Annotated in this window: 17 protein-coding genes and 1 pseudogene; 5 read left to right on the top strand and 13 right to left on the bottom strand. The window is 50.2% G+C overall.

The features are described from left to right. Positions 1–176: 176 nt before the first annotated feature. Positions 177–1145, bottom strand: a complete 969-nt coding sequence (locus KDD30_RS17635; RefSeq protein ID WP_211651316.1) for a hypothetical protein — start codon at positions 1143–1145, stop codon at positions 177–179. A 48-nt stretch (positions 1146–1193) separates the two neighbouring features. Next, a pseudogene (gene tnpA / locus KDD30_RS17630) lies at positions 1194–1597 on the bottom strand (IS200/IS605 family transposase). Between the two features lie 46 nt (positions 1598–1643). Here tnpA and KDD30_RS17625 point away from each other — a divergent pair. Further along, the gene (locus KDD30_RS17625) at positions 1644–2738 is read left to right on the top strand and encodes an RNA-guided endonuclease TnpB family protein (RefSeq protein WP_211647799.1); all 1095 of its coding nucleotides are present in this window, start codon (positions 1644–1646) and stop codon (positions 2736–2738) included. Positions 2739–3047: 309 nt separating this feature from the next. On the opposite strand, the gene hppD is transcribed toward KDD30_RS17625, so the two are convergent. Next, positions 3048–4127, bottom strand: a complete 1080-nt coding sequence (gene hppD / locus KDD30_RS17620) for a 4-hydroxyphenylpyruvate dioxygenase (protein ID WP_211651315.1) — start codon at positions 4125–4127, stop codon at positions 3048–3050. Positions 4128–4435: 308 nt separating this feature from the next. Between hppD and KDD30_RS17615 the strand changes: the two genes are divergently transcribed. Further along, complete coding sequence (locus KDD30_RS17615) at positions 4436–5398, top strand: CHAD domain-containing protein (RefSeq protein WP_211651314.1); 963 nt, start codon at positions 4436–4438, stop codon at positions 5396–5398. A 148-nt stretch (positions 5399–5546) separates the two neighbouring features. Next, positions 5547–5900, top strand: a complete 354-nt coding sequence (locus KDD30_RS17610) for a hypothetical protein (RefSeq protein ID WP_211651313.1) — start codon at positions 5547–5549, stop codon at positions 5898–5900. Between the two features lie 66 nt (positions 5901–5966). Here the strand turns inward: KDD30_RS17610 and KDD30_RS17605 are convergent, their stop codons facing one another. After that, positions 5967–6449 carry a glutathione peroxidase gene (locus KDD30_RS17605; RefSeq protein ID WP_211651312.1) on the bottom strand — a complete coding sequence of 161 codons (483 nt, stop codon included), beginning with the start codon at positions 6447–6449 and terminating at the stop codon, positions 5967–5969. A gap of 128 nt (positions 6450–6577) precedes the next feature. On the opposite strand from KDD30_RS17605, the gene KDD30_RS17600 reads away from it, so the two are divergent. Then, positions 6578–7147 (top strand): hypothetical protein, encoded by a 570-nt coding sequence (locus KDD30_RS17600; protein WP_211651311.1) that lies wholly within the window; start codon positions 6578–6580, stop codon positions 7145–7147. A gap of 412 nt (positions 7148–7559) precedes the next feature. Here the strand turns inward: KDD30_RS17600 and KDD30_RS17595 are convergent, their stop codons facing one another. The 4 genes from KDD30_RS17595 to KDD30_RS17580 form a co-directional block, all read right to left on the bottom strand. Then, positions 7560–8579 carry an adenosine deaminase gene (locus KDD30_RS17595; protein WP_211651310.1) on the bottom strand — a complete coding sequence of 340 codons (1020 nt, stop codon included), beginning with the start codon at positions 8577–8579 and terminating at the stop codon, positions 7560–7562. Between the two features lie 99 nt (positions 8580–8678). Further along, positions 8679–9212: a molybdopterin adenylyltransferase gene (gene mog / locus KDD30_RS17590; protein WP_211651309.1), complete on the bottom strand. Its 534-nt coding sequence runs from the start codon at positions 9210–9212 to the stop codon at positions 8679–8681. An 87-nt stretch (positions 9213–9299) separates the two neighbouring features. Further along, entirely contained in the window at positions 9300–9995 is a 696-nt protein-coding gene (locus KDD30_RS17585; protein ID WP_211651308.1) for a pirin family protein, read from the bottom strand. 52 nt (positions 9996–10047) lie between these two features. Then, on the bottom strand, positions 10048–10494 hold the full coding sequence (locus KDD30_RS17580) for a DoxX family protein (protein WP_211651307.1): 447 nt from the start codon (positions 10492–10494) through the stop codon (positions 10048–10050). A 285-nt stretch (positions 10495–10779) separates the two neighbouring features. Between KDD30_RS17580 and KDD30_RS17575 the strand changes: the two genes are divergently transcribed. Then, on the top strand, positions 10780–11994 hold the full coding sequence (locus tag KDD30_RS17575) for an MFS transporter (protein ID WP_211651306.1): 1215 nt from the start codon (positions 10780–10782) through the stop codon (positions 11992–11994). Positions 11995–12015: 21 nt separating this feature from the next. Here KDD30_RS17575 and KDD30_RS17570 read toward each other — a convergent pair whose 3' ends face one another. From KDD30_RS17570 to KDD30_RS17550, 5 genes are all read right to left on the bottom strand, one after another. Then, complete coding sequence (locus KDD30_RS17570; protein WP_211651305.1) at positions 12016–13380, bottom strand: NAD-dependent succinate-semialdehyde dehydrogenase; 1365 nt, start codon at positions 13378–13380, stop codon at positions 12016–12018. 18 nt (positions 13381–13398) lie between these two features. Continuing rightward, complete coding sequence (gene doeA, locus KDD30_RS17565; RefSeq protein WP_211651304.1) at positions 13399–14685, bottom strand: ectoine hydrolase; 1287 nt, start codon at positions 14683–14685, stop codon at positions 13399–13401. Continuing rightward, positions 14682–15941: an aspartate aminotransferase family protein gene (locus tag KDD30_RS17560; protein WP_211651303.1), complete on the bottom strand. Its 1260-nt coding sequence runs from the start codon at positions 15939–15941 to the stop codon at positions 14682–14684. The genes doeA and KDD30_RS17560 overlap by 4 nt, the downstream gene beginning before the upstream one ends. 105 nt (positions 15942–16046) lie before the next feature. Beyond that, positions 16047–17219 carry a N(2)-acetyl-L-2,4-diaminobutanoate deacetylase DoeB2 gene (gene doeB2 / locus KDD30_RS17555; RefSeq protein ID WP_211651302.1) on the bottom strand — a complete coding sequence of 391 codons (1173 nt, stop codon included), beginning with the start codon at positions 17217–17219 and terminating at the stop codon, positions 16047–16049. Between the two features lie 315 nt (positions 17220–17534). After that, positions 17535–19499 carry an Ig-like domain-containing protein gene (locus KDD30_RS17550; RefSeq protein ID WP_211651301.1) on the bottom strand — a complete coding sequence of 655 codons (1965 nt, stop codon included), beginning with the start codon at positions 19497–19499 and terminating at the stop codon, positions 17535–17537. Positions 19500–19587 lie beyond the last annotated feature (88 nt).

The raw sequence follows: 19587 nt of genomic DNA, 5'->3' as shown, positions 1-19587 counted from the left end.
TGTATGGCTCGGGTATTATACAAAGCCAATGCCAGATCAAATCACAGCACAGGCCACGGCCTGACTCGATGTTTGGATCATGCAATGCCCTGAGTATAGAAATCTGGAGACATGTCAGTTCCGGTAAGTGAGACACCCTCCTGCGTCTGCTTTTGTAACCATCTGAATAAAGCGCTTTAAGGTTTTTGAAAGAGCGTCTCAAACAAAAATGGATCATCGAAGTGACGCAAGCCGATGAAAGCCGTCGCATGGCGGCCTAACTGCCGCTGAGTGCCGGGAGAGATTATCCCGAATGGCCAGAGATAAAACCGCTCCGCACGGACACTTTCCGGCAGCAAGCCCTCCTGATCAAACACACTCTGATGATGATTATCAGGAGTTGGCAGGCTTCGGAGCTGTTGATATGGGAGAAGATTGAGCGGACGAGTTTGTCCATCCGACAGCAACCAGCGCACATCTTTGAGCATATGTTCACCGTGGTTCAAAGTGATCTCTAGTTTTCCCGTTGACTGTCCGGCATAAATTTTCTGACGGATCGGCCATTCCACCGCGTTGTCCAGAGAAGCAAACTTAAGTTCAGGTGACAAAGCAAATACCATGTGATAACACCCGCAATGGTGGATCGTGTCCAGAAGATAAGGCTGTCCGGTCGAATCCAGCGTCAGCCTGAACAACACGCCATCAAACGGCCCCGCATAGGGATCGAACGCCGAGCGTGCCGTGCGATTCGCAAACCAGAGGCTGTAATTCAGTTGCATCAGAGTTTGACCATAAAAGTGGGTGTAGCTGACGTGGGTATAGACCGTTGGCTTGCGGGTGATGATCGTCGGTTGAACCGAGGTGACGTACTTCATCTGGCCAGGCAGGTCATCCCTGGAACGGGTTTCAACCTGAAAGACAGGGGCATAGTATCGGAGCAGTCGTTGCTGCTGAACTTCCGTGAAAATCGGCCATGATATTGAAGATTGTCGGTTGGCCCGTTGAAACCACTGCCGGATTTGCGAGCGGGATAGCGGCGGCTTCTCGTGAATGCCATATCGGACCACATCTCCCGTCACCGGTTGATTCAGATGGCTGATTAAACGTTGTTTCTCTTTGTCGATAGCAGGTCGGGCAACATAGCGGCTGACCAAAAAACACGACAAGCTCCGTCCTTGTAGGGCGGAGAAGGATAGCGCAAGCTGCGAAGCAGCTTAATGCGGCCTATCTTGTTGTTCGATGTATTGTTTTAACACTTCTATTGGGGCACCACCAACAGAGCCAGCAAAGTAGCTTGGCGACCAAAGAGCATCTTTCAGGTACGCTGGCTTATGCAACTCGGGGGGTGTTGCTTCAACCTCCGACTGGATACGCCTTTCAGGCTATTAACCAACTTCGATATAGCCACTTTAGGCGGGTAGTTCACCAGTAGATGAACATGGTCCTGCTCTCCGTTGAACTCTGTGATCTCCGCTTCAAAGTCAGCGCAGACTTTTTCCATTATGCCCCGCATCGTTTGTAGGTGCTCATCAGTAAACACTTTGCCTCGGTACTTAGTGATAAATATGAGGTGTACGTGCATCAAAAATACACAGTGACGCCCTTTCCGAAACTCCATAGACCAATCTTTACAATTAGCTTTAAAGCGCTTATGTTAAAGGAATATGAGCATTCAGACCAAAACTTTAAGTGTTAGGGTTAAAGATAAACATGCGAAGCTGCTGAGGCAGATGTCGTATGAAGTTAATCAGTGCTTTAACTTTGCTAACGAACTAACCATGAAAGCTAGTCGCAACTATAGCGATGCTGGCGCGGTTAAACCTGTCTGGATGTCAGCTTACGACACCCAAAAGCCTGTTCTAAAGTTCAGAAAGGAATCGGGGTTTATTATCCCATCTCACACCGCGCAAGAGGTATGTGCCAAACATGCTCAAGCAAGAAAGCAATTCAAACGTGCTAAGTTACGCTGGCGCGTAAGTTCTGGCTCTAAACGCTCTCTGGGCTTTGTTCCATTCAAGAAAGGTTCGGCCAAGTGGAAGAATGGTCAGGTAGTGTTTGCGAAGCACATCTTTAAAGTATGGGATACCTACGGGCTTTCACAGTACGAATTCACCTCTGGTTCTTTCTCTGAAGACTCTAGAGGGCGTTGGTACTTCAATGTGTGCGTACAGGTAGAGCAATTACCCACAGCCACAGGTAAAGCCGCCATTGGGGTGGATTTAGGGCTTAAAGACACTGCGACGTGCAGTGATGGCACTAAGCTAGAGCGTGGTAACTTCTACCGCGATCTAGAAGCGGATTTGGGTATCGCTCAGAGAGCGAATAAGAAAAAGCGAGTTAAGGCAATTCACGCGAAGATAAAAAATCGTCGCAAGGATGCTTTACATAAATTCAGTACGCAGCTTGTAAATAACAACGCTGCGATAATCGTTGGCGATGTGAGCAGTACCAAGCTGGTTAAAACCAAGATGGCAAAATCGGTTTTAGATGCTGGTTGGTCAATGCTCAAAACACAGTTGGAATATAAAGCGATAGCGCGGTCAGTTGTGTTCGAAGTAGTCAACGAATCGTACTCCACCGTAACTTGTTCGTGCTGCGGGGCTATCCCCGACAGCAGTCCGAAAGGTAGAGCAGGCTTGCGAATAAGAGAATGGGTGTGCTCTGAGTGCGGAGCAGAGCACGACCGCGACGTAAACGCGGCAAGCAATATTCTCGCGGCGGGGCATCGCCGTCTAGCTGTAGGAATCCCCGCGCTTTAGCTCGGGGAGGATGTCAATGCGTGTAAATCTGCTGCTGAATCGGAATGGAAGCTGGTATCGGCTCAGGGAAAGATGCGCACGCGGTGATCATCACCAGAAATAACAGCGCCAGAAATCGCATACTTGCTCCTTTTCATGAAGCTCTTATGAGTATAACGACATCACTTCCGGTTGCCCTGCAACAAGCGTAGCTCCCGAAAACACTTGAAGCGGCTACCGAAAAGAGCCACTGAACAGGAATGACAAAACCAGATACAACAAAGCCCGCATTTTGGCACTGCGGGCTTTGTCATTTCATAGCAAACTGAATTAAGCGTTATCAGGCACCTGAATCACACCGCGACGGATCTGATCCAGTTCAATGGATTCAAACAACGCCTGGAAGTTGCCTTCACCGAACCCTTCATTGCCTTTCCGCTGGATGATCTCGAAGAACACCGGACCAATCACAGTATCGGTAAAGATCTGCAACAAAATTCCGGTTTCATCACCATCAATCAGGATTTTCAGATCTTTCAGTTTCGCCAGATCTTCCTGATGACCCGGAATCCGCTTGTTCACCCCTTCATAGTAAGTATCCGGGGTATCCATGAACGCCAGACCATTTTCTTTCAGCTTGGTCACGGTCTGGAAGATATTGTCTGTGCTCAGCGCAATATGCTGAATGCCTTCGCCGTTGTACTGGTCCAGATACTCGGCAATTTGCGACTTGTCATCGCTGGACTCATTGATTGGGATCCGGATTTTACCGCATGGCGCCGTCATAGCACGGGACAGCAGACCGGTCGCCTTTCCTTTGATATCGAAATGACGAATCTCACGGAAGTTGGCGATGCGCTCGTAGAAACCAGCCCACAGGTCCATGTTGCCCTGTTTGACGTTATGCGTCAGGTGGTCCAGCGTATGCAAACCTGCATCCTGTTTCGCCAGACGCTCTTTGTAATCCGGATAGTAATCAAAATCGATCTCGTAGATATCATGCTCGCCATAGCGATCCACCAGATAAATCAGAGACTCACCAATACCGTAAATTGCAGGAATGTTCAGCTCCATCGGTCCGGCTTGTGCCGGGCAAGCTGTGGCACCATTTTCAACCGCATGGGCCAGCGCTTCGCTGGAGTTCTGCACGCGAAACGCCATCGCATTCACACTGGCGCCATGGATTCCGGCAAAACCGGCGGCCTGAGAATGCAGCTCGCCATTGACGATGAAACTAATGTCGCCCTGACGATACAGCCACACAGATTTGTGTTTGTGCTTGGCGATTTCAGCAAAACCCATCAGACGGAACAGGTTCTTGAGGTTGGCAATGCCCTCAGGAGTCGGCGCTGTGTATTCCACAAACTCAAAGCCGTCCGTGCCCATAGGATTTTTCATCATTTCACTCATCCGTTTATCCTCACATGTTGTTTGCTTGGCTGACGCCTGTTCAGCGATATCTATAGAATTAGCACCACTGAGGTGTGGATGAGAAGCCAGTTGTAAAAACAAAGTTAACATCATGTAAAAACCATTTGTAAAGCTGGCTTGCCAGCGTTCACCCGCTTGATAACCCCTTGCCGCCCTCTGCGAGCAAAAGCGCCGTAAACTTCTGATTGGTTGCAAAATCAAGTCATTCCACAAAACCGTAAAATAGTGTAGAAAGCTTTACATCAGCGTATGCTCTGATTGGCTAAGGTTAAGAAGGAGGTGGGCAAATGAGTATGAACAAACGGGATAAGCTGCGGTTACCAACCCGGAAGAGAGCACCAATCAAGCTGAAAAAAGACAGTGAAATTTATCTGCCGACCTACCATTTCCTGAAAACCGAGTTTCAACATGCCCGCCGCCATGAAAAAGGGTTAATCCGGGATGATGACACTGAATTTCTGCATCAGTACCGTGTCTCACTGCGGCGTTGTCGCGCCCTGATCGGGATGCTGGGTCCGATTTTCTACCCTGAACAAAAAGTCATGCTGCAGAACGACCTGAAAACCTGTATGCAGAAAACCAATGCATTGCGGGATCTGGATGTTTATCTGGATTTGATGGAAATCTACTTTGATGCGGTTGAACCTCAGCACCACGAAGGGTTATCTCTGTTTTTCAATGATCTGAAAGACAGACGAACAGCGCAGTTCGTTGCCGTCACGGAATGGCTGGATACACCGGATTACACACAGCAATGCGCTCAGATTGCCGGTTTGATTGACGAGCTGGAGCACAAAACCACCGAGGCCGGAAAACAGCCCTGCCTGCCTGCCGCAAAGAAAAGCATCTGGAAGCGCTTTAAGAAAACCCTGACCTTATGCCAGTCCGTCGGCTACGCCAATCCGGATGAACACCTGCATCAACTTCGGATTTCCTGTAAAAAACTGCGTTATTTGCTGGAATACTTTGCGCCGATGTTCCCCAAAAAAGTGATCAAAGATCAGATTAAGCAACTCAAACTGCTGCAAGATGTGTTGGGTGTTTTCAACGACAGTTCCGTACAGATAACGTTTCTGAATCAGTACCTGGAAGCGCTGAAACCTGAATCCAAGCGTCATCAGGCCATTTCTCATCTGCTGACAGCGACAGAGAAAAAACATGCAGACCACAAAATCAGTCTGATCGATCATGTCAATCAGTATGCGATGGCTGCGCCACAGAAGAGTTTCGAGAAGCTTTATCGTGACTAAATGGCTGAAGTGGCTCATAAAAAATGAGGGTTCACACACATTTCATTGAACGGTCATCCGCCAGAAATATAAGCTGAGAGATGAATCACGCTTTATTTTCAGTGCTTTGCTATCTGTTAAATCAGTCCTCTAGCAGAAGGAAGTGCTCATGAAGAAAATAAGAAAAACAATCTCGTTCACGCTCTCAGCGATCTTTGCTCTCACGCTGACTTCTCCAGTCAATGCATCCAATACGACAGATCCCCAGCAGGCTTTCATGGATAACTGCCTCAAGACTTATCACAATGAATCACTCTGTCTGGGCTACGCCTTAGGTGTATTCCACACCGTGTCCGCCATTCAATGTCATCATCCGGAACAACAAACCGTCCAGACTCTGAAAGAGCCGAAGCCAAATCTCAACACGGAAGGGACACAGCGTGTACGTTTATCGATAGAGGCCATGGAATCTGCCCTCAGTGTCACCAGCATGTGTCAGGGAGACACAACCGCCCCCATCTGATTCCGTCTGACCCGGCCAGTCTCAGCGGCCGGGTTCATTCACCACACTGGCCAGCGGTATGATGGTTCAGTCTTTTAAAGCCGCCTGAATATCTGCTTCCAATGCATCCGGCTTGGTCAGTGGCGCATAACGCTTGAGCGGCTGACCCTCTCTGCCAATCAAAAACTTGGTGAAGTTCCATTTGATTTTCTTCCCGAGCAAACCGGGCAAAGCCTCTGTCAGGTAAGCAAACATCGGATGACGCTCCGCGCCGTTCACATCCACCTTTTCGAACATTGGGAAACTGACACCATAATTGACTTCACAAAATTCGCTGATATCCCCGCTGTTGCCGGGTTCCTGCTGACCAAACTGGTTGCAGGGAAAGCCAAGAATCACCAGCCCCTGCTCCTGATACTTTTCATACAGAGCCTGTAATCCCTGATACTGCGGGGTGAAGCCACATTTGCTGGCTGTGTTGACTACCAGCACCACCTTTCCCTGATAAGCTTGCATGGCGCGGGATTCCCCCTGCAAGGTTCGGGCTGAAAAATCATAAAATGCAGTCATTTGCTGTTCCTTTTCCGACAATTGCCACCAGTTTAGCAAACGCGGTGAAATCCCGTATACTCAAGGCCGTTCACCGTTCGCAGTTGTTTTTCAGCCCTGCAACCTTCGTTCAGATTTCAGGAGTTCCTTTGCCTTCACTCAGCCAGCACTTTCAGACTATGGGCGTAGAGACCTTACCCATGGCAACCTCAGAAACCACCCAGACCACGCACATTCTGTCTCAGCTGGACTCAGAATTTGCCCGCCTTGTAACGCAGCGTCCCGAAAAATCTGAAGCTGATTTGCTGCTCGGGCTGATGACCAAAACCCATCTGGCTGCCCTGGAACAGGTACAGAGTACCCATGAAAAAAGTCAGGCGCTCAATGCGCTGTTTACAGAACAGTTGGGTGAAACACACGCAGAACGTTTTCAAAATCAGCACCACAGTTACGCACGCTTGGTCACTCAGCTGTGGATGCTGGTGTTGGGGTTTCAAGGCATTGATGTCAGTTATGCGGCTGAACATGCCGAGTCCAGTGCCCGGCTGCTTTATCCGAAAGATGCCATCGGGCCCACGCAAAGTCCGGCTGAGATCGCCCGGAGACAGCTCATGCAAGCTTACTATCATGGACAGAACTGCAGCAAATCGCAGTCTGGATATTCTGGAATCTCGCCTTATCGCTGGTTTCAGAACATTTTCCATCGTTGGTGGCGTTAAATATATGCTTGAGAGAAAGAATTCAACGGTAATGGAGAGTAAAAAATGCAAACGAGTCAAAATAGTCCCATTGGTTCAAACAGTTAAAATACAAAGATTCAATTTCACGAAGGAATCCCTTCATTTTATTTCAGCGCTAAGGTTCTGATATGTGATGGTTTTAACAATTAGCGATACAACTTTTACAAAATAGATCGTTGCACGTTTTTTAATCATCCCTATAATGCCGCCTACGCTTTAACCAAGTATGTTGTTCCTTAATATATACTCTCCATGGCGCGTTTGCGGACTGGCTCACTGCCCTTAACCCAGCGCCAAGGTCGTACGAGTATATTTATTTCCCCCGCCTGTCATTGATTTGACAGGCGTTTTTTTTGCCCGAAATTCTGGACAGACATCTTCATGCCATGGTCTACAGGATAGGATGGAGTTGAACCTGCAGGTAATGATCCAACCGCTGCTGAAGTTTCGCTTTTTCTTCGTCCGGTAAAAAACTGGCCCGGATCGCATTGGTGGTGAAAGCGGCCATCTCTTCTTTGGTCACTTCAAACGATTCAGCAACCGCCAGAAAATTATCCGTCATATATCCCCCGAAATACGCCGGATCATCCGAATTAATGGTGACGCACAATCCCTGCCGGAGTAAATCCACGAGGTTATGGTCGGCCATGTCCTCAAACACCCGGAGTTTCACATTGGACAACGGACAAACCGTCAGCGGGGTCTGCGATTCAGCCAGCGCTCGAACCAGTTCCGGATCCTGCGTACACTGCACACCATGATCAATCCGGGAAACCCGCAGCATGGACAAAGCATCCCGGATATTGCTGGCGGGCCCTTCTTCACCGGCATGTGCCACCGTCAGAAAGCCTGCATCATGGGCTTTTTCAAACACCCGGCGAAATTTCTCGGGTGGATGACCGCGCTCCGAGGAATCCAGTCCGACGCCGATAATGTACTCCTGATACGACATCGCCTGCGCCAGTGTTTCAAAGGCAGCGGCTTCGCTCAGGTGGCGTAAAAAACAGAGGATCAGACGGCTGGAAATATCCAGCTGTTGTTCCCCGTCTGCCAGCGCACGTGTCATACCAGCCATCACGGTTTGAAAAGCAATCCCCCGCTCGGTATGGGTTTGCGGATCAAAAAAGATCTCGGTGTGCATCACGTGATCGTGCTGACACCGCAATAAATACGCCCAGGTCAGATCATAAAAATCCTGCTCGGTTTGTAAAACGCCCGCACCTAAATAGTACATATCCAAAAAGGATTGCAGATCCTCGAACTGATAAGCGGCTCTCGCTTCCTCGACGGACGCATAAGGCAGCGTTATCTGGTTGCGTTGCGCCAGTTCAAACATCAGTTCGGGTTCTAAAGTCCCTTCGATATGCACATGCAGTTCAACTTTGGGCAGGGTTCGGATGAAGCTTTCCATAGCACGACCTCAACTTATAGGATTGTTTACAGTGTAGATTGTGCTGAAAAGATAAGAGAAATTTTCCCTGCCAGAGCGGCAGGGAAGCCGGGGAAAAGGTTACTTTTGTTTCGGGCGGAAAACTTTGATCACGGACTCATCATTTTCCAGGTACGGGCCTTCCATCAGATCAATACAGTATGGGATGGCCGGGAAAACGGCATCCAGACACTCACGGATCGACTTCGGTTTACCCGGCAGATTGACGATCAGGGAATCATCGCGCAGCCCGGCCGTCTGGCGGGACAAAATCGCAGTGGGAACAAACTTCAGTGACTCGGCGCGCATCAGCTCACCAAAACCCGGCATCATGCGGTCACACACTGCTTCCGTGGCTTCAGGGGTGACATCTCGCTTCGCCGGACCTGTGCCGCCAGTCGTGACAATCAGGCAGCATTCTTCTTCGTCGGCCAAACGGATCAGGGTCGATTCAATGACATCACGCTCATCCGGAATCACTTCATAAACCGGCTCCCAGGGTGACGTCAGGTAATCGTTCAGGGTATCGATAATGGCCTGGCCGGAAATATCTTCATAGATCCCTGCACTGGCCCGGTCACTGACGGTTACAATCCCTATTTTTGCTGTGGTCATTTTTTCTCCTCGGATGCTCACAAAACCAGCCACGAAATGTGGCTGGTCCGGTGTCAAGTGTAAGCAATCTTAGCGAGAGGGAAAAGCTTAAGGCAAATCAAATACCAGCGCTGTCACCGTGGCATCCCCGTGATTCGACACCTGTAAATCATGGCGTTGCTCAACTTTCAGCCCGTCCCCTGGCTGCAGGGTTTCCGTTTCCACCGTCAGTTGCCCTTTCACCTGATGCAGGTAAAAGCGCCGCCCCGGTTGTTGTGTCAGTGTCAGCGATTCACCAGCCGGTAAGATCAGCTGGCTGAGGCGTGCATCCTGTTTGATCGACAGTGTGCCTTGCTCGCCTGTGGGTGTAATGACAGGCGTCAGGCCAGGTTGCTGACCAAAATCTTTCTGCTGATATCCCGGCTCACCGCTGAATTCATTCGGCTGAATCCAGATCTGCAGAAACTTCAGCGGATGTTGCTGCGAGGCATTGAACTCACTGTGATAAATGCCTTTCCCGGCAGACATCAGCTGAAACTCGCCCGCAGGCAGGATTTTGATATTCCCTGCACTGTCTTTGTGGGCAATTTCCCCTTCCAGAACAAAGCTGATGATTTCCATGTCTTTGTGCCCATGGGTGTCAAATCCCGCACCGGGGTGTACCGTATCATCATTGATCACGCGAAGTGCAGAAAAACCCATATGCTTTGGATCATAATAGTGGCCGAAAGAAAACGTATGACGGCTGTCGAGCCAGCCAAATGAAGCGCTGCCACGATCCGCTGCGCGTCTGATTTCAAACATAAATCACCTCACTATCGTCTGGTTGATCTGAAAAGAGGAAATGAACGCGTCTTTATTGGATGCGTTTTGCCAGCAGGTTATCGACAGACAGTTTCCCTGCACCGGAAACAGCCAGTGACACCGCAATCGCCAGCAGCGACAAGCCGAACTCATAACCGCCGTTTGCCATGAACAGACCATTCGGTAAATGCACCGCAACAATCGCGACCACCATAGTCACAGCCAGCACAGCCGCAGCAGGACGAGTCAGTAAGCCCAATAGAATCAGCAGGCCACCGAAGAATTCACCGCTGCCAGCCAGAAATGCCATCAGCATCCCGGGTTCCAGACCAATCGACGCCATCCACTGACCCGTGCCTTCCAGGCCGTAGCCACCAAAAGCGCCAAACAGCTTCTGAGCACCGTGCGCCATGAAAATGATCCCGGCAGGTACACGCAGAGCCAGTGGTGCCACACTGTTTACCGAAGTCAGTACGCGTTTGATCATTGATGCTTTCATCAGAGTGTCCTCAAAAATGTTGAATGAAAGTTTATGCCGGACAAACAGACAATCTCGCGAATAATCAGTTCCGTATCAGAACATCAGGTGCTTCTTTTGCCGTCTGTCTCGATTGAGGGCAAGTGTAGAGGCAGGCATCGGGAAACAACACTGGCAGAATCTGAGTAAGTCATTCGAATAAATCGAATAAAGAAATCATTCACTGATAACAACAATATTTGCAGACAAAGATCAGGGCATATGACACACTGCTCACTTCCCTGAATTCAAAGGAAATCATGTGACATGGAGTTGTCTCACTTACGCCGTTTCTCGGCCCCCATCTGGGCGGTCCTGATTGGTACCCTGCTTACCCGCGCTTCATTCTTTATGGTCTGGCCCTATATGGCCGTCATGCTGCACCGGAACTTCGGTTTATCTGAAATCGAAATCGGCACCATCATGAGTATGGCGGCTTTGGGTGGGGCTGTGGTGGCGCTGTATGTCGGGTACCTGTCTGACAAGCTGGGCCGGAAAAACCTGCTCATTCTCAGCTGTCTGGCCCATGTCGCCACCTTCATCATTCTGGCTGAAGCAGACCAAAGCTGGCTCTACGCCGCCGGTGCGCTCATGGCGGGTGTCAGCAGAGCGATGCTGGAACCCCCGGCACGAGCCATGATTTCAGATTTACTGCCTGAGATTCCGGTGCGGGAAATGGCACATCAGGTCCGGTATTACTGCATCAATCTGGGGGCAGCGTTCGGGCCGTTGCTCGGTCTTCAACTTGGCTTTACCGGCGTCCAGTCCTCTTTTTACCTGGTCGCACTGGCTTACCTGATTTACGGGATTTGTTTTGTCATCGCGTTCTGGCGAATTCGCAACGTACAGCAACCGCCCAAAAACAATCAGAATTTCTCACAGACACTGCGAGTTCTGGTAAACGACAAAGCCTTTATGATGCTCATTGTTGCCAATACGCTGGTGATGTACGCCTACCTGCATCAGGAAACATCGCTTGTGCAGTATCTGAATGTGCTGGGGGATCGGGTTGTACCGCTGTTTACCAGCATGATTACCGTCAATGCCGGTGTCATTGTGTTGCTCCAGTTTCCGGTCCTGAAGTTGCTGAATGCATGGTCGCTGTATCAGCGGGTCTATCTGGGCGTGGCCTTATTCACCGCCGCCTTTGTGATGTATGCCTGGATTCCGCTGGACGCACCTGAATGGTACTGGCTGGCCGCGACTTTTGTCCTGAGCGTGGGGGAAGTGGTGCTGTTTCCAACGTTTAACCTGCTGATTGACCGGGCGGCGCCGGATCATTTACGGGGCGCATACTTTGGTGCCGGCAACCTGACCTCGATCGGGGTGAGTCTGGCACCGTTTGCGGGCGGGGTGATTCTGTCCTGGTTTGGCGGCCCGGCCCTCTTCCTTTCAACCGCTGTGGTACTTTGCTTTGCGGGCTACTTATACACCTGCTCGGCACGTTATCATCAGAAAACTCAGACGGTGCAAGCGGCCTAGCCGCTTGCAACCGCCATCCTTTTACTTCACCCAGACCTGCTTGGCATTCACGAATTCATGGATGCCATGCGGGCCAAGCTCACGCCCAAACCCTGAGCGCTTGATCCCACCACTGGGCAAACGCGGATCCGTTTTCACTATCCCGTTCACGGCGACCTGCCCAGCCTGCAATTCCCGGATAAACCGCTGCGCCTGAGCCAGATTCGTCGTCCAGACCCCCGCGCCCAATCCGTATGCAGTGTCATTGGCCAGTGCTAGCGCCTGATCCGCATCACTTGCTTTGATCAGCACCATCACGGGACCAAAGGTTTCTTCCCGGAAGGCACACATTTCTGGCGTCACATCCGCCAGTAACGTCACCGGATAAAAATAACCCAGGCCAGCATCCGGCTGTCCACCCATCAGACACCTTGCACCCGCATCAAGCGTTGCTGACACCTGCCGGTGCAGGTTCTGCCGCAAGTCTTCCCGTGCCAGCGGGCCAACGTCGGTTTCCGGATCTGTCGGGTCGCCAACCTTGAGCAAGGTCAGCCGTCTTTTCACCAGCTGCGTGAAAATTTCATACACGGGCGCTTCCACGATAATCCGTTTCGCTGCAATGCAGGACTGCCCGGCATTGATGATTCGCGACAAAGTGGCCACATCTGCCGCCGTTTCCAGATCCGCATCCGCCAGCACAATCAAGGGATCCGAACCACCCAGCTCAAGCACTGCAGGCTTGATTTCACTGGCCGCAACAGATGCCACCGCCGCACCCGCCCGGTCCGAGCCGGTGAAAGACACCGCCGCAATGCCTGAATGACGAATCGCCTGTTCCGCCAGATCGTTCTCAAGAGGCAGGTTCACCATGATATGTTCCGGTGCTCCGGCTTTCTCGAAAGCTTCCGCAATGGCTTTCGCACACCCCGGCACATGCGGGTCATGTTTCATCGCGCAGGTATTGCCCGCCATCAGCGCCGGTGCCAGAAAACGAAAAGCCAGCCATAAAGGCGCATTCCACGGCAGAATACCCAACACTGTGCCCAGTGGCTGATAGGTCACGTAGCTCTGGGATGCATCAGAGGCCAGATGCTGATCAGCCAGATAACCTGCCGCATGTTCTGCGTAGTGTTCCGCACACCAGGCGGCTTTCTCTACTTCAGGACCGGCTTCTTTAACCGGCTTACCCATTTCCGCCGTCATCAGTGCGCCGAGCGTGTCTTTCTCTTCCTTTAACTGAGCCGCAACACGCCGCAAAACATCTGCACGTTCTGCAAAGCTCATTTTTTGCCAGCTTGCCTGCGCGGCATTGGCCTGTCTGATCCGGTGATCCATCTCTTCAGCATTCAGCGACGGATAAGTTTCTATCAGCGTGCCATTTGCCGGATTGATTGCTTTTAAGGGCATCCTTCTTCTCCTCAGTCGCTAACCGTTCGCCTGCTGTTTTTTGTCTTTGCGGGCTTTCTCGATTGACGTCGCTTTCTGTTCAGCGGGCTCAGACAACCTGGGGGCCGTTTTCTCTGCTCCTGATTGAACCGATTGACCCTGTTCCGGTTTCACAGAGAAATCTTTCGGCAGTTCGAAGAAAGATTCGCAGCCATCCGCGGTGATATGAATGGTGTCGGAAATGCCGCAAGTCTTATCACCGTCCACGCCCCACATCCAGGGAATGATATGGAAGGTCATGCCTTCTTCCAGCACCGTCGATACCCCTTGTTTCAGGCTCACGATATAGCCTTCGTCCCAACTGGGCGGAAACGCTATCCCGATGGAATAACCTGAACGGGTGATCAGCCGGGCACCAATGTCATTCTGCGAAATAATATTACGGATCAGGTTATCCGCATCTGACACTGTCATACCCGGCTGGATATACGCATGCAGCGAATGCAGGGCCAGCTTCATCGTTTCCTGCGCTTTGTACATCGAATCCGTCAGTTCCCCCAGCACCACAGTGCGCATCATGGCGGTATGGTAACGACGATAGCACCCGGCGATTTCCAGAAAGATATGCTCGCCGGGCTTCACAACTCGTCCTTCCCAGGTCGCATGACCAATCATGGTTCTGGGACCAGAAGTCACATAAGGCATCACCGCAGGCGCTTCTCCGCCCGATTTGAACATGGCGGCACTGATAGCGGCACCGATTTCATTCTCCGTCACCCCGGCCTGGCAGGCTTCGATTCCGGCTTTCATACCGGCCTCCGTGGCAATGGCTGCTTTTCGCATCAATTCAATTTCGACCGGTGACTTACAAATCCGGCCCTGCTCCACAATGCCGAAGCAGTCCAGAAGTTTGGCTTCAGTCAGGGTTGTATGAATCGTATCCTGCTGATAAGCCGGAAAAAAGTAACTGTTCCGTTCATAACCGATCCGCTTTCTGGATAAGCCAAACTCGCGCAGCGCATCCACCAGCATCTGAATGGCATCGCCGGTATCCGGATAAGGCCGGGTCCGTTCAATCCAGGTCCGCGCAAAAATATTCGATTCTTCCATCGCCCGGGTGATCATGAAGGGCTCATCTTCCAACGGCACCACCAGCGCCTGAAAAAAGGAATACCCTGTGGTCTGATAATCGGTCAGATACATGATATTTTCAGGATCTGTAATGACCACGGCATCCAGATGTCGCTGGGCAATTCGCAATCTCAGTTCACTCAGTCGGCGTTCGTATTCCTCAAACGGGAACGTCATGTCATCACGTTTTTTCATGCCGCCTCCTTCAAGACGTTCTGAATCACATCCACCAATGTCGATAACCCGGCTTTCAGATCCGCCTCCGGTGTGGTTAACGGCGGGATCAGTTTCACCACCCGTCCGCCACTGCCGCAGGCAGACACCAGCAACCCGGCTTCAAAACAGCGATTGACGATAAGTTTGGCCAAATCGCCACTGCCGACATCGACGCCGTAGAGCATCCCTTTACCCCGGATTTCAATTGCGGTGTGACCATTCAGCGGTGCCAGGGCCGCCTGCATCAGAGCGCTTTTTTCTTTCACTTCCCGCATCAGCTGACTGTCTTCAAAATAACTGAGCGCTTCGCAACCAGCGACAAATGACAGACACTGCCCCCGGAACGTGCCGGTATGTTCACCGGGCGACCAGTGCTGATCGAACTCGGGTTTCACCAGATTCATCGCTATGGGTGTCCCCATGCCGCCCAAGCCTTTAGCCAGGCAGACAATATCCGGATCAATCCCGTAATCATCGAAACTAAAAAAAGAACCCGTGCGACCCATTCCAGCCTGAATGTCATCCACAATCAGCAATGCGCCAACAGAGGTTGCCAACGCGGCCAGTGCCTTGAGCCAGGCTTTATCGGCGATATTGACCCCGCCTTCCGCCTGAATCACCTCGACCAGAAAGGCAGCGGGCGGTGTAACGCCGCTGGATCCGTCTTTGTAGCTGGCCTCCAGCATCTTCAGTGCCTGCATGGCAGTGTCTGCTGAAGCCCCTTCTCCACCAAATGCGGTGTGGGATACATGAGTGAGCGGCACACCGGCCGCGCCACGGAAATACTGATTGGCAGTACAGGCCAGCGCACCAAGCGTCATGCCATGGAAACCATGCTGGAATGCCACAATTTCGTGACGTCCGGTGACTCGTCGCGCCAGTTTCAGAGCGGCCTCCACTGCATTGGTGCCGGTCGGCCCCATAAATTGCATCCGGTGCGGCATGCGGCGGGGCTCCAGAATCACTTCGGTAAAACGTTCCATGAACCGGCGCTTGGCCGTCGTATGCATGTCCAGACTGTGGGTGACGCCATTGCGCTGCAGATACTCAATGACAGCCTGTTTCATCCGTGCGTTGTTATGACCAAAGTTCAGGACACCCGCTCCGGCGAAAAAATCAATGTATTCGTTACCATGCTCATCGGTCTGACGCGCATTTTCTGCCGTATCAAAAACAACTGGGTAGACCCGGCAGTATGCCCGGATTTCGGATTCGCGCTGTTCAAAAATGCTCATCGTACATCTCCTTGTGCTGTCAGAATGACGAATGCGAAAGGGCCGCCGTCCTGTTCATTCAACCGTTCAGGACAAAGCGGCACCTTGGGATTTTTATAACCTCTCTTACCCTGTGTAGTTCGGTAATGGCGCCCCCGCAAGCCGGGCGTACCAGCGAACCACTTTTTCGAGCAGTCGATCATTAAAATCGTAATGCGGGCTGTGGCAGGGATACTGATGTACCGTTTCACCATCGTTGGCCCCAATGAGGGCAAAAGCACCGGGCACCTGTTGCAGGTAATAACTAAAATCTTCCGATGCCATGACCGGCAGCGCAATGGCATGATCAAGCTGCTGATCCGCGTCTGCCTGCCAGGCATAACGGGCTTTTTCGGCCTGTTTGGCATGATTAATGGTGGCACTGTAACGCGGTTGAATGTCGACACAGCAAGTCACCCCGTAGCTGAGGGCTGTGTGGTGACAGATTTCTTCTATCCACTGGTTGATCTTTGCTTTCGTACCGTCATCCGGCACACGAATGCTGCCGCTCAGGACTGCCTGTTGCGGAATCACAGTCAAGCCGCTGGCCGCTTCAATTGAGGTCACACTGACCACCGCCGCATGCTGGGGCGGCAAACGGCGGCTGATGATCTGCTGCAGACTGAGCGTCATTGCTGATGCTGCAAGTACAGGATCCGCACACAACTCCGGCTGGCTGGCGTGCCCGCCCTGCCCCTGAATCGTCACCACAAACGTCCCGTTCCCACACATCACCAGATGATCCGGACAGATCATTTTCCCGAACGGAATTGCAGGCCAGTTATGCCAGCCATAAATTTCATCCACCCCTGCCAGCGCGCCATCGGCAATCATTTCCCGCGCCCCATGACCGCCTTCTTCAGCAGGCTGAAACAGCAAGGTCACCGGGCCACTCAACTGTGTTTCGTGCGCTTTCAGCCATGCAGCTGTTGCCATCAGCGCTGCGGTATGTCCATCATGGCCGCAGGCATGCATCTGGCCATCATGCTGAGACGACCAGGTACGGCCGCTTTCTTCAACAATCGGTAACGCATCAATATCCCCTCGGAATGCAAGATGACGTCCCGATGGATTGCTAGATCCCAGCCGGGCCACGGTGCCGGTTTGCGCGCAGGGACGCCAGTCGATCCCCAGTGCCGTCAGCCGTTGCCGGATTGCGGCGGCGGTTTGGTGTTCCTGCCAACCCAGCTCAGGATGGCGATGCAGTTCCTGCCTGAAGGATTTTGCTGCGGAGAGGTTCTTTTGCCAGAAGTCAGACATAGCGGTTCCTGCTGAAAAATTAAAAAGTCCGAAGTCAATTTTACGCTTGATTTCGGACACTTAACTGCAAGCCTAGTCATGAAGGAGGAAGTTCTCAACTGAGTTCTCTGATGGGTTCTCGAATGAGTTCTCGAATGAGTTCTCAAATGAGTTCCCACTGTCGATATACGCAAGTGACCTGCCGCTCGTATCAAATTGTCACGTTAAATGGGAACCGGGCAAAGACAATCATAATATTCTTATCATCCCCCATATAAAGAAAAACCGAGCAATAAAATCACTCGATTTACAATATTTCACGGTACAGATTTAATATCATTCAAGTATTGTTATTTGTTTACTTGCAATCTTAGTACCATCTTTATGTTTGAGTATAAAACTGTTTTCCCCAGGCTTTTTGGCCAAATATTTCCCGTAAAATGAAAAACTCGCCCTTGTATTATAGAGAATAAAACGATATTTTCTCGCACTTTGAATCACATAGGTAAGATCAACCGTTCTTTCAGGATTTGAATAATATCCTAAGATTTTAAACGCCCCTGTGCGACCAACTCTGATTGTATCCTCTGTAGAAATAGATACTGAATCAAAATATGGGCTGTAAACACGGATCAATTTATTCGTTTCCTTGCCGTTATAGTTGACGCCAATAACAGCCGTGCCTTCTCCTACGGCGGTTAAGGTTGTACCATCCACTTTAACTACCGAAGGGTTTGAAGAAGTTAATTTTGTATCGGCCAGCACATCAACATGCATTGTTGGCAATAGATAAGTTTGGCTAACTTGCATGTTTATCTTATCACCAACCCAATAATCCGTGGCATTAGAAATGACTTGTAAAAGCCCTGTTCTTTGTTTAACGACAATCGTCTTGGTTGACGTTTTTCCTTCAAAAGTTGCTGAAATTTTTACCGTGCCTGACTTTGAAGTACTGACAACACCCGTATGACTCACCTCCGCAATCGAAGTATCCGATGACGCCCAAACCACTTGATTGGTGATATTTTTACTAGACTCTGGATGATTATAATTGGCAACTGCTTCCAAAAAAAGCGTATCAAGTGCAACGACTTTATCGCTTCCAGAAATTGAAACAGAGTCTAACACTGTTTTACCATCAATAATCGTTATTTGTTTACTGGCAATCTTAGTACCATCTTTATGTTTGAGTATAAAACTGTTTTCCCCAGGTTTTTTGGCCAAATATTTCCCGTGGAATGAAAAGCTCGCCCTTGTATTATAGAGAATAAAACGATATTTCCTCGTACTTTGAATCGCATAGGTAAGATCAACCGTTCTTTCAGGATTTGAATAATATCCTAAGATTTTAAACACCCCTGTACGACCAACTCTGATTGTATCCTCTGTAGAAATAAATACTGAATCAAAATATGGGCTGTAAACACGGATCAACTTATTCGTTTCCTTTCCATTATAGTGGACGCCAATAATAGTCGTACCTTCTCCTACGGCAGTTAAGGTTGTACCATCCACTTTAACTACCGAAGGGTTTGAAGAAGTTAATTTTGTATCGGCCAGCACATCAACATACGTTGTTGGCAACAAATAAGTTTGGTTAACTTGCATGTTTATCTTATCACCAACCCAATAATCCGTGGCATTAGAAATGGCTTGTAAAAGCCCTGTTCTTTGTTTAACGACAATCGTCTTGGTTGACGTTTTCCCTTCAAAAGTTGCTGAAATTTTTACCGTGCCTGACTTTGAAGTGCTGACAACACCCGTATGACTCACCTCCGCAATCGAAGTATCCGATGACGCCCAAACCACTTGATTGGCGATAATTTCACTAGATTCTGGATGATTGAAATTGGCGATTGCTCTCAAGGAAAGTGTTTCAAGTGCAACGACCTCATTGTCTCCTGTAATTGAAATAGATTCTAAAACAGTTTTAGGATGAACAGTCATCGTTACAATGCCTGTTTTTCCATTGAATGTTGCCGTAATTGTCGCCGTCCCTGCTTTTACGGCTGTAACATGACCATCCGCACTCACATTGGCAACCGAAGGATTTGAGTTTATCCACGTTGTTTGAGCGGTAACATCCTCAGTTGATACAGGATTTTCATAGGCCGCAACCACACTGAAACGGCCTGTTTCTCCTTCCGTATAAGAAAGGACGCCATGAATCTGTATTTTAGTTAAAGTTGGATCTTCTTGCCTTACTGCCACGATGACAGTATTCGACGTCACAACTTCACCCGTACCTTCTACAGTATAAGTACCTGTGACTTGGGATTGAACTTCCGGTTTACCTTCCAAAACCTCACCTTATTAGCCATTTGTACTGAGAAATGAGGCCGCATTTGGGTCCCTTGAACGCTAGGTTATTTCATTCGTTAAAACATTG

Origin of the sequence: Photobacterium sp. GJ3 (genome assembly GCF_018199995.1) — a bacterium.
In the GTDB taxonomy this organism is placed as follows: domain Bacteria; phylum Pseudomonadota; class Gammaproteobacteria; order Enterobacterales; family Vibrionaceae; genus Photobacterium.
This window is presented reverse-complemented; position numbering and strand designations above follow the sequence as displayed.